Genomic DNA, 11,539 nt, shown 5'->3' with positions numbered 1-11,539 from the left:
ACTGCACCTGGGAGGGTGTGGGAGAGTAGGACACCGCCACAACACTCTTCAAGAGGGGGGTTTGGAACACTGTTCCAACCCCCCTCTCTCTTACACCTACACCCACCCACACACAACCACGCGCACACAAACACACGTAAGCAACTAACGGGCGAGTACAGCGCACACGAGAGCCCCGTCTGTTCTGCAGCTTTGTTTTTCTTCTTCAGCAGTGTGTCCGCTGCAGCGTTAGAGTCGGGGTATGACTGAAGTTTCGGATTTTTCGTGTCGTAATTTGGATGAGATGAACGCAAGGGAAGTTCTTGCTGAACTTTTCAGTGACGCTCATACTGCATACACCTTTACTGATGAGCCGGTCACCGACCAACAGCTTCATGCCGCCTACGATTTGGCCAAGTGGGCTCCGACCGGAGTGAACGGCCAGCCACTTCGCGTTGCAATCGTTCGCGGCGGCGAAGCAAAGGAGAAGCTGTTGACTTCTCTTCCCCGTGGTAACAGGGAGCAAGCTCAAGGTGCGCCTTTAGTACTGGTTTGCGGTGCAAAGCTGGATTTCCATCATGATCTTCCTTCACTTCACCCGCGTGGTGAACGCTATGAAGAGCTGCTTACTAATAATGCCAAGATGCGTACGCTTATGGCCCATACATCAGCCACGATCCAAATCGCCTATCTGATTCTGGCTCTTCGAGCACAGGGCTTGGTAACCGGACCTATGAACCCCGATGATGCGCAACTTCTTCACGACTATTTCTTCTCTGGTGAGGATATCGAGCCGATTTTGGTCATTAACGTGGGTTATGCAGGTACTGATGCTTACCAGGAACGTGGGCCGCGGGTGGGGTACGATGAGGTGTTTCGCGAACCGCAGGTTAATGCCTGATCCTGTAAGGAGGACGCCATGGCTGATGAAGCACGAGTTCGTAAAGTGCAAGATCGCATCCAAGAAACTGTCGCTTCCCTTCTGGGACGACGCATCAAAGATCCGCGTCTGGGCTTCGTAACCATTACCGATGTTCGGGTGACTGGCGACCTTCAACATGCCTCGATTTTCTACACGGTCCTTGGTGGTGAAGAAGAGCGCGCGGCGACGGCTCGGGCTTTTGAATCTGCGAAGGGTTTGATTCGCAGTGAGGTCGGTAAAGCACTAGGAATCCGCCTTACCCCAAGTATCGAGTTCATCCCTGATGCTCTTCCTGAAACAGTTGCTTCCCTGGAAAGTGCGCTCGCATCTGCGCGGGCTCATGATGAAGAGGTTGCTCGCCAGGCAGAGGGTGCGCAGTACGCGGGTGAAGCCGATCCCTATCGCAAGCCTGAAGAGGAAGAAGAGCAGGACGAACGTTAATGTCTGCTGCCTCCACTGATGCTGTTTCGGGGCTGCTGATTGTTGATAAACCTCAAGGAATTACCAGCCACGACGTCGTTTCACGTACCCGTCGTTTGGCTCATACACACCGAGTTGGTCATGCGGGCACATTGGATCCGATGGCGACGGGAGTGCTTGTCCTTGGTATCAACAAAGCAACAAGACTGCTCACGTGGATTACTGATCATTCCAAACGATATGAAGCGCAGGTGCGTTTCGGCGTCGAGACGACAACCGAAGATGCGGAAGGTGAAGTAACGTCGGCCAAAGGGTGCGAGGGCCTCGGCAATGAGGAAATTGAAGCGCTACTTTCTCGTTTCCGCGGAACTATTTCTCAGGTCCCCTCTGCAGTGAGCGCTATCAAGGTCAACGGAAAACGTGCCTATGCGAGGGTCCGTGCGGGTGAGGACGTCAAACTTGAGCCTCGAGAAGTAGAAATTTCCCTACTGGAAGCACAAGGTGAGCCTCGCTCTCACCGGGCGGAATACGCTTTGGAGGGCAAGAGCACTGAGGTCAATTGCGTTGACCTCAATGTGGTCGTTGAGTGCTCGGCGGGGACCTATATTCGTGCCCTTGCGCGTGATCTTGGAAATGCGCTGGGCTGCGGCGCTCATTTGATTTCTTTACGTCGCACTCGAGTTGGTGAGTTCTCAATTGACTCTGCCCATACCTTGCAGTCCTTGGACGAGGCCGCGGCGCTAAGTGGGGGAGAGGCTCCTCTTCCGCTGACCTCCCTGAGTGAAGCCGCACGGGAAATGTTCCCTTGCCTTCTTCTTTCCGAGGCCGAGGCCGGTGCCTTTTCACACGGGCAAGCTCCGCGCCGTAAGGTCAGCGAAGTCGTTCGTTTCGTTGAGGAGTATTTCCCGGGAACTCAGCCTGGTGAGCAGGGGCCAATTGCTGCCTGTCGGGGTGATGGTGAAGTGCTCGGACTTCTTAAGATTATTGACAATCGTTTCGCAACAGTTCTTGTTTTCTAGAAAGTAACCACAGTGGAGATTTGGCGTTCCTTAGACGAGATTCCTCAGGGATTGAGTTCAGTTGTCACGATCGGCAACTTTGATGGGATGCACGAAGGACATCGCAAGGTGATTTCTGCTGCTGTCACCGACGCGCGCGCAATGAAGGTTCAGGCTATTGCTTGTACATTCGATCCCCATCCACGTCAGGTGCACAATCCGGATAGTCCTCTCAAGCTGATCTCGCCTCTGCGTGACCGCTTGGACGCCATGGCTGCTGCCGGCTTGAATGCAACTTTCGTCATTCACTACGACGAATCTGTTTACACTTTGACTCCCCGTGAATTCGTTGAAAAATATGTGGTTGATGCGCTGGGAGCTGCTGAAGTCGTTGTCGGCAAGGACTTCCGATTTGGTCGTAATAATTCAGGTGATCTAGAGACCCTCTCGGCGCTTGGAGAAGAATTCGGCTTTACCGTCACCTCGGTGGACGATGTCACTGCTCCTGAAGGACGGCGCTGGTCATCGTCATGGGTGCGCCAGCTTCTAGAAGAGGGCGATGTTTCAGGGGCCGCTCGCGTATTGGGACATCTTCACCGAATTCGCGGGACGGTTGAGCATGGCTATAAGCGTGGGCGCGAGTTGGGATTCCCCACCGCAAACCTCTGTAATGACATCGAAGGTGTTGTTCCCGGAGATGGAGTTTATGCCGGTTGGCTCGTGCGCCATATCGGTGATAGTGGGGCAGCTGAATTCCTGCCTGCAGCCATTTCGGTGGGAACGAACCCTCAGTTTGACGGTGAAGTGCGAACCGTTGAAGCTCACGTCTTGGGGCGCAGTGACTTGAACCTCTACGGTGAAAATGTCTCCATTATGTTTGTGAGCCGTATTCGCCCCATGGAATCCTTTGAATCCTTGGATGCATTGCTGTCTCAAATGGATGAGGATCTAAGAATTAGCGCCTACGTTCTTGGTGTTGGAGTGTCCACCCGAGTGGATCCAAAGGCTGTAACTGCACGTTAAGAGCCTGGTACTTCATCCTTCAGGTTGACGCTCGTGCTGCAGATCACGACTAAAGCCTGAAGATGGGATGCTAAACTAGCCTAAGCCGTCATGTCGGCCACGGATTGTATGCACAGGGAACGCCCTGTGGCTCCGTGCAACGAGTTATAAGGAGAAGCCTGTGCCACTGAGCAAGGACGTCAAGGATCAGATCATCGCCGAGTACGCCACCCACGAAGGTGACACCGGCTCCCCCGAGGTTCAGATTGCGCTGCTGACCCAGCGAATCAAGGACCTGACCGAGCACTTCAAGACTCACAAGCATGATCACCACTCTCGTCGTGGTCTGCTGCTGCTGGTTGGTCGTCGTCGTCGCCTTCTTGGCTACCTCGCCGAGATCGACATTGAGCGTTACCGCTCGCTGATCGAACGACTGGGCCTGCGCCGCTGATTTTAGTCCGGCTCGATTCCATGTTGGAATCGAGCCGGATCACTACGTGTGGGCGAAGTGCATACGCGATAACTCAATACTTTGGATAGGGCGTAATCGTGCGCGGTTTTCGACAGTGGTTTACGGCTTCTCTGGCGCCTACGGATGTGGGAAGAGCCGGACAAAAGCCGTGGACTTCGATCGAAGGCCGATACGAACGCCGAAGTAGTGTGAAATAGATCAGTTCAAGGAGAACACACATATGATGGAAGGCGAAGATATCGTCTCAGCAGAGGCGATCATCGACAATGGCCGTTTCGGTAAGCGCGTTGTGCGTTTTGAAACGGGCCGCCTCGCCAAGCAGGCCGCAGGTGCGGCCATGGCCTACCTCGATGATGAAACCGCGGTTCTGTCCGCGACCACCGCGGGCAAGCAGCCCAAGGATCAGTTTGACTTTTTCCCGCTGACCGTTGACGTTGAAGAACGTTCCTACGCGGCCGGCCGTATCCCCGGATCGTTCTTCCGTCGTGAAGGCCGTCCCGGAACCGAAGCAATCCTGGCAGCACGTCTGATCGACCGCCCGCTGCGCCCCGGCTTCAAGAAGGGCCTGCGCAACGAGGTTCAGGTTGTCGCAACCGTTCTGGCTGCTCACCCCAACGATGCATATGACGTCCTGGCAATCAATGCTGCCTCGATGTCGACCCAGATCGCTGGTCTTCCCTTCTCTGGCCCCATCGCTGGTACCCGTCTGGCCCTCATTGACGGCCAGTGGGTGGCATTCCCGCGCTGGTCAGAGATGGAGCGCTCCGTCTTCAATATCGTTGTCGCCGGTCGTATTGTCACCACCGAAGACGGTTCTGAAGATGTCGCCATCATGATGGTTGAGGCCGGCGGTGGCGAAAACGAATGGGATCTCATTCAGGCAGGCGCAGTTGCCCCGACTGAAGATGTTGTGGCTGACGGCCTCGAGGCCGCAAAGCCCTTCATTCGTGCACTGTGCGAAGCTCAGATGAAGGTCGCAGAGGTTGCCTCCAAGGAAACCGCTGAATTCCCGATCTTCCTCGACTACACGGATGAGCAGTACGCAGCAGTTGAGCAGTGGGTTGGCGATAAACTCGCCAAGGCGCTTCTCACTGAAGGCAAGCTCGCCCGCGAAGAGGCAGTCGACCAGGTCAAGGCCGATATGCTCGAAGCACTGTCCGAGCAGTTCCCTGAGGGTGAAAAGGAACTCAAGGCTGCATTCCGTTCTCTGGAGAAGCAGACCATTCGTAACCGTACCCTGCGCGAAGAAATCCGTATGGACGGCCGTTCGCTGCGCACCATCCGCTCCTTGAGCGCCGAGGTCGAGGTTCTTCCTCGCGTCCACGGTTCGGCCCTCTTCCAGCGTGGTGAAACCCAGATTCTGGGCGTGACGACCCTGGCTATGCTCCGTATGGAGCAGCAGCTGGATAATCTTTCGCCCATCACGGCGAAGCGCTACATGCACCAGTACAACTTCCCGCCTTACTCGACCGGCGAAACCGGTCGCGTGGGTTCACCCAAGCGCCGCGAAATTGGCCACGGCGACCTTGCAGAGCGCGCTCTCAAGCCCGTGATTCCTTCGCGCGAAGAGTTCCCCTACGCAATCCGCCAGGTCTCCGAGACCATGGGCTCCAACGGCTCCTCTTCGATGGGTTCCGTGTGTGCATCGACACTGTCGCTGCTCCAGGCTGGCGTGCCGCTGCGCGCCCCCGTCGCAGGCATCGCAATGGGCCTCATGACCGGTGAAGTTGATGGCAAGCAGAAGGCCGTGACCCTGACCGATATCCTCGGTGCTGAAGACGGCTTCGGCGATATGGACTTCAAGGTCGCAGGTACCCGTGAGTTCATCACCGCCCTGCAGCTTGACACCAAGCTCGATGGCATCGACTCCCAGGTGCTGCGTGGCGCGTTGGCACAGGCCCGCGACGCACGCCTGCAGATCCTTGATCTGATGGAGCAGGCAATCGACGCCCCCGATGAGATGAGCCCCTACGCTCCTCGCATCATCACGGTCCAGGTCCCCGTCGACAAGATCGGTGAAGTCATTGGCCCCAAGGGCAAGATGATCAACCAGATCCAGGAAGACACCGGCGCGGAACTTACCATTGAGGACGACGGAACTGTCTACATCGGCGCATCGACCGGTGAGGCTGCAGAAGCCGCACGCGCGATGGTCAACCAGATTGCCAACCCGCAGATGCCCGAGGTAGGGGAGCGCTTCGTGGGAACCGTCGTGAAGACGACCTCCTTCGGTGCTTTTGTCTCCCTGACCCCCGGTAAGGACGGCCTGCTGCACATCTCGCAGGTCCGTCGTCTGGTCGGCGGTAAGCGCATTGACTCTGTCGATGATGTCCTTCAGGTTGGTCAGCAGGTCGAGGTTGAGATCCACGAGATCGGTGACCGCGGCAAGCTCAGCCTTTACGCCGTCGTTGATGGAGAAACTGGCGAGCTCGAGGCCAGCGATGAACAGCCTCGTCGCCGTGAGCGTTCAGAGCGCCCCGAGCGTCGTGAACGCCGTGAGCGTCGTCCCCGTACGCGCACACGCCGTCGTCGCGATGATGACGAGGCCCAGGCATCTGAGGGCTCCGACGAAGAGTGACCTCGCGCTGAGAGCGCGTTAGACAACGCGTACTCACAACTTTTATGCCGTGTGGGGCGAAGGAATTCCTTCACCCCACACGGCATATTTATGCCTTTTCAACAGCATGTTCTTCGCTTTCAAGGTGTCATCCCAGTTATCTGAAAAAGCAGTAATTATCGACGAATACCGTCGGAAAAAATTTTATTCTTTGGGCCTAAAGACCCCTCGTTTTCGTGTCAGGCCATTGATAGCGTTGAGGACGTGGCAGCGATTATTGCCTGCGACATATCGTGTTTTGGCACTGATGTATGTCTGCAGAAATTCACCGCCCCCAGTGGCGGGATGCTGCACGAACAAGCCGCAATTATGGACGAATGTGGTCCAGGATATGCGCGTTCTCACCCTAGTCCGATGAACTCTATTCTTCAGTGATCGAAAGGTCTTTCACATGTTGGGTTCTGCAGAGAGGAAAGCGAGCGACCTGAGCGCGGGTCACCGCATCTTCCTTCTGATCTTGGTCTCGATCGGTAGCTCGATCATTTACACTCCCGCCTATCTTCAGTACGTCTTCGAAGAACCGCTGGGTAAGGCCCTCATCGCCTCGGGTGGTGCTACGCCCGAAAACGTTGCCACCACGCTGGGCACACTTCTGAGCGCATACGCAATGACCGCGCTTGTGTGCTATCTCCCCTCCGGTATTGTGGCCGATATTGTTCGCGTTCGTACACTTTCGTGGGTCGGTTTCGGTCTGACTGCACTGCTCACCTTCTGGTACGCAATGTTCCCCTCACTGACCACCATTCGCTTCCTTTTTGTCGCGATGGGCGTCACAACCATCCTCATTTGGTGGGGTATCCGTTACAAGCTTGTGCGACTGATCTCTGATGAAGATGGCTACGCGCGCAACATCGGTCTTTCTTATGCCTTCTATGGCCTTGCGGGTCTGATCCTGGGCTTCTTCAACTCGTGGCTGGTTGCCCACCTCGCATCGCGTGGTGACATCATCCCCATGCGTACCCTGCTCTTCATCCTGGGTGGCCTGATCATGGTTCTCGCCGTCCTCTCATTCTTCTTCATCCCGAAGTTCGAAGGTGAAATCGGATCCGCCGAAGGCGGTTTCTCGGTGAAGCAAATCGGACAGGTTTTGGCGAACCCTGTCGTCTGGCTGGCAGCTGCCACCTTGTTCTTCGTCTACTTCTTCTACACCGGTGTAAACCAAACCACCGGCTACATGAACAAGGTCATGATGCTTGCTCCCGCAGTGGTCACCATGGTCGCAACCGTTCGTACCTACGGTATCTCGTTGATCTCGGCTCCTTTCTTTGGATGGGTTGCTGAGAAGGTTGGTTCACCGTCGCGTGTTATTGCAGCTGCTTCACTGTTGGTTGCAGTGCTTTTCGCTGGATTTGCCGTCCTGCCCTCGGGCGCGAACGCTATCCTCACCGCTGGATTGGTAATTCTCTTGGCGTTTATTGCCAATGGTGTCTTCGGTATTGTTTCCTCGCAGCTCACTGAAGGCAAAGTCGCTCCCGCGGTCTTTGGTACGGCCTCGGGCCTGCTCTCGGTCATCGGCTTCCTTCCCGATACCTTCTCCTACACCTGGTTTGGCTCAATTCGCGACGCCGCTGGTGACGCACAAGAATCGGCGTTCCATCAGATCTTCATGATCCTTAGCGGTGCAGCCCTGCTGGCGGCGGTTTGTGCGATCGCGCTGGTTGTTGTGATTCGTATTCGTGCGAAGAAGAACGTCGAGGCCTGAAAACCACGTATTGAGGAAGGAGGACGTAGTGGCACACAAGCTTGATGTTCCCAGCATGTGGAGCGAGCAGATGGGCGCCGTCGTTGCAAAGCAGAACGAGCTAGCAAAAGACGCGTACTCGACCGATCAGAGCATTGAAGAGATGCGACAGGCCTATCGCAGTGAACGCCGTTTCTGGAACGAGGGCGGTCCGCATGTGGAAAGCGCGGAAGACCGAATGGTCCCGACGCGCCACGGGAGTATCCCGGTGCGCCGCTACGTCCCCCAGGCCTCGGAAGAAGATAACAACGAATCTGCTCGTCCCCTGATTGTTTATATTCACGGTGGCGGCTGGTTGGTCGGCGATGTCGATACCCACGATCGCATCACGCGCACGATTGCCTCGCTCACGGGGGCCATCGTCGTTTCGGTGGGCTATACGCTCTCTCCGGAAGCGCAATACCCGCAGCCGATCGAAGAAATTTCCGACGTCACCGACTACATCGTGCAGCACGCTCAGGAGTGGGGAATCGATCCTCAGGATGTCTCCTTCTCGGGGGACAGTGCGGGTGCAAATATGGCATTCGGTGCGCTGCTCTACCTTCGTGATCACGACAAAGCTGTGAACGCGCGGAGCATGCTGCTCTTTTACGGAGCATACGGGTTGCGTGACTCTCGATCGATGCGACTGCTGGGCGGTCCTTGGGATGGTCTCACCGAAGCCGATTACGAGTACTATCTCAAGGCCTACCTTGGAGATCTTGAAAAGATTCGCGAACCCTACGTGAATATTTTGGATAACGATCTGTCTTCGGACGTCCCTCCCTGCTTCATCGTGGCCGCAGGCTTGGATCCTCTAAAAGATGATTCCCAGGCGCTTCATGAGCTGCTTGATATTGCGGGAGTGGATAACGAATTCGTTGTCTATCCGAAGGTTATCCACGCATTCCTTCATCACTCTCGGATGCTGGATGACACGATGGATGCGATGCGGCGGGCAGCTGACTTCTTCCATAACCACAAAATCTAAGAGACTCACACATTTCACATCACCGACGATAGGAAATAAAAATGGACTTTTCACTGAGCGAAGACCAGCAATTGATGGTCGATGGATTCACCGAATTGATGGAGTCGCGTAACTGGGAGAAGTACTTCCAGGAATGCGATGAACGCTCCGAATACCCCCAGGAATGGGTTTCGGCAATTTGCGAGCTTGGCTTTGACCAGATCCTCCTTCCCGAGGAGAATGGCGGTCTGGGTGCCGATTGGGTGACGCTGACCGCCGCTTACGAGGCCCTTGGTCGCGCCGGTGGCCCCACCTACGTTCTCTACCAGCTTCCCTGCTGGGATACCGTTCTGCGTGAGGGCACCGAGGAACAGAAGGAAAAGATCCTTTCCTTTGTGGGCACCGGTAAGCAGATGCTCAACTATGCAATGACCGAGCCGAGTGCAGGATCCTCCTGGGATGATATGCGCACGACCTACACCCGTAAGGATGGCAAGGTCTACCTGAACGGTCACAAGACCTTTATTACTTCCTCCAAGTACGTGCCCTACCTGGTTGTTATGGCTCGCGATAGCGACAACATGGACACCTACACCGAGTGGTTTGTCGATATGTCCCTGCCGGGCATTACCAAGGAACCCCTGCACAAGCTGGGACTGCGTATGGATTCTTGCTGCGATATCTACTTCGATAACGTCGAGCTTCGCGAAGAAGACCTCTTCGGAACCGAAGGAAATGGATTCCGTCGCGGAGTTGCCGACTTCGATCTTGAGCGTTTCCTTGTTGCTCTGACCAACTACGGCCAGGCTTACTGCGCCTTCGAAGACGCTGCGCGCTATGCCAACCAACGTGTCCAGGGCGGACAGGCAATTGCCCGCCACCAGCTCATCCAGCTCAAGTTTGCGGACATGAAGGTAGCGCTGACCAATATGCGCAATATGCTCTACGAAATCGCCTGGAAGCACGATAACGGTCTGCTTGGCCGTGGTGACTGCTCGATGGCGAAGTACTACTGCGCACATGCAGCATTTGAAGTCGTCGACAATGCTCTGCAGGTTCTTGCAGGCGTGGGTATTACCGGCGAACACCGCGTCCAGCGTATGTTCCGCGACCTGCGCGTTGACCGCGTCAGCGGTGGTACTGACGAAATGATGATCCTCACCGCAGGCCGTGCAGCTCTGAAGGAATACCGCTGATCGGCGGGAGGTGTATCTGATGTCATTACCTGTTGATAAGCCGTCCTACGGCAACCTCGACGGCCTGAAGGTCGTTTACTCGGCAGTGGAGATTGCCGTTCCTACTGCATGCGAAATCATGTCGGAGTGGGGTGCCGATATCACCTGGATTGAGAACACCTACAGTGGTGACTCTGTGCGTGATACCGAGTTCGTCAAGGAAATGGAACGACGCAATCAGCGCTCCATCTCGATGAATCCTTTCACGGATGAAGGAAAAGAGATTATCCGTGCACTTGTTAAGGACGCGGATATCTTCATCGAGTCCTCGAAGGGCCCGGTATGGGCACGAAAGGGAATCACCGATGACTTCCTGTGGGAGGTCAACCCTCGCCTGGTCATTGTGCACGTTTCCGGTTTCGGTCATGTTGGTGACCCCAAGCGTGTTCACTCTGCGGCATATGATCTGACCGTCCAGGATTATTCGGGTTACGTGTACCAGAACGGTACCCCTGAAGAAGCAATGACGGCAGCTCCCTACACTGGCGACTACTTCAACGCGCTCATGGTGATCTCTTCTGCCTTGGCTGCGGTCTTCCGTGCTCAGAGCACCGGAGAAGGTGAGTCGATCGACCTCGCAATGTATGAAACGATGCTGCGCGTCGGCGCCTACTACATGATCGACTATCTGAATAAGGGAGTGCTCTACCCGCGTGCGGGCGCACGCCATCAGAACCTGTGTGCGATCGGCCAGTACAAGACCAAGGACGGAATCCTGGGCCTGTGCTGCTACGGTGTTCCTCAGAACAAGTACCTGCTCGAGGTCATTGGTCTGGGGGATCTGTGGGGAACAGAAGAATACCCCGAGGACACCTCAGCGCTATGGCTTGACGGCCCCAAGGCCTCGTTGATCGAACAGAAACTGGAAGAGTACCTGCTCACTCAGAATGTTGACGATGTCGAGGCAGATTTTGTTGCCCACAAGATCGCGGCTCAGAAGTGCTTGGATTTCGGTGACCTCTTGGCCGAAGAACACACTAAACTGCGCGGAAACTTCATGGAGTGGGAGAACCGCGAAGGGGAGACGATCAAGGGCCTCAATACGGTTCCTCGTTTTGCGCATCGCCCAGGTGGCTTCTGGCGTCCGATGCCCGCATTGGGTGAAGACACTCGAGATGTCCTCCACCGCAGTGGTTTCTCGGATGAGGATATCGAGCGTTTCAAGGCCTCCGGTTCCATCAAGTTTGCCGAAGAGGACTGATTC

At 55.7% G+C, this 11,539-nt stretch carries 10 protein-coding genes; all 10 read left to right on the top strand.

Going from position 1 to position 11,539, the window contains the following annotated elements; all coding sequences use genetic code 11:
- Nucleotides 1-241 precede the first annotated feature (241 nt).
- The 10 genes from RW023_RS02640 (at nt 242) to caiB (ending at nt 11,536) form a co-directional block, all read left to right on the top strand.
- On the top strand, nt 242-880 hold the full coding sequence (locus tag RW023_RS02640) for a malonic semialdehyde reductase (protein ID WP_399499265.1): 639 nt from the start codon (nt 242-244) through the stop codon (nt 878-880).
- A gap of 18 nt (nt 881-898) precedes the next feature.
- The gene (gene rbfA, locus RW023_RS02635) at nt 899-1,342 is read left to right on the top strand and encodes a 30S ribosome-binding factor RbfA (protein WP_009407914.1); all 444 of its coding nucleotides are present in this window, start codon (nt 899-901) and stop codon (nt 1,340-1,342) included.
- Nucleotides 1,342-2,340, top strand: coding sequence for a tRNA pseudouridine(55) synthase TruB (gene truB / locus RW023_RS02630; protein WP_315579758.1), 999 nt, complete (start codon nt 1,342-1,344; stop codon nt 2,338-2,340). Before rbfA ends, truB begins: the two co-directional genes overlap by 1 nt.
- Nucleotides 2,341-2,352: 12 nt before the next feature.
- Nucleotides 2,353-3,342 carry a bifunctional riboflavin kinase/FAD synthetase gene (locus RW023_RS02625; protein WP_315579757.1) on the top strand — a complete coding sequence of 330 codons (990 nt, stop codon included), beginning with the start codon at nt 2,353-2,355 and terminating at the stop codon, nt 3,340-3,342.
- Nucleotides 3,343-3,502: 160 nt separating this feature from the next.
- Nucleotides 3,503-3,772 (top strand): 30S ribosomal protein S15, encoded by a 270-nt coding sequence (gene rpsO / locus RW023_RS02620; protein ID WP_009407917.1) that lies wholly within the window; start codon nt 3,503-3,505, stop codon nt 3,770-3,772.
- 241 nt (nt 3,773-4,013) lie between these two features.
- Nucleotides 4,014-6,371: a polyribonucleotide nucleotidyltransferase gene (locus tag RW023_RS02615; RefSeq protein WP_315579756.1), complete on the top strand. Its 2,358-nt coding sequence runs from the start codon at nt 4,014-4,016 to the stop codon at nt 6,369-6,371.
- Nucleotides 6,372-6,801: 430 nt separating this feature from the next.
- Nucleotides 6,802-8,112 (top strand): MFS transporter, encoded by a 1,311-nt coding sequence (locus tag RW023_RS02610; RefSeq protein WP_315579755.1) that lies wholly within the window; start codon nt 6,802-6,804, stop codon nt 8,110-8,112.
- 28 nt (nt 8,113-8,140) lie between these two features.
- Nucleotides 8,141-9,121, top strand: a complete 981-nt coding sequence (gene aes / locus RW023_RS02605) for an acetyl esterase (RefSeq protein WP_315579754.1) — start codon at nt 8,141-8,143, stop codon at nt 9,119-9,121.
- A 41-nt stretch (nt 9,122-9,162) separates the two neighbouring features.
- The gene (gene caiA, locus RW023_RS02600; protein WP_009407921.1) at nt 9,163-10,296 is read left to right on the top strand and encodes a crotonobetainyl-CoA dehydrogenase; all 1,134 of its coding nucleotides are present in this window, start codon (nt 9,163-9,165) and stop codon (nt 10,294-10,296) included.
- Nucleotides 10,297-10,315: 19 nt separating this feature from the next.
- On the top strand, nt 10,316-11,536 hold the full coding sequence (caiB, locus tag RW023_RS02595; protein WP_315579753.1) for an L-carnitine CoA-transferase: 1,221 nt from the start codon (nt 10,316-10,318) through the stop codon (nt 11,534-11,536).
- Nucleotides 11,537-11,539: the final 3 nt, after the last annotated feature.

The sequence above is a fragment of the uncultured Actinomyces sp. genome (genome assembly GCF_963542285.1).
Lineage (GTDB): Bacteria > Actinomycetota > Actinomycetes > Actinomycetales > Actinomycetaceae > Pauljensenia.
Note: the sequence above shows the minus strand (reverse complement) of the source record. Positions and strands in the feature narration are given on the sequence as shown.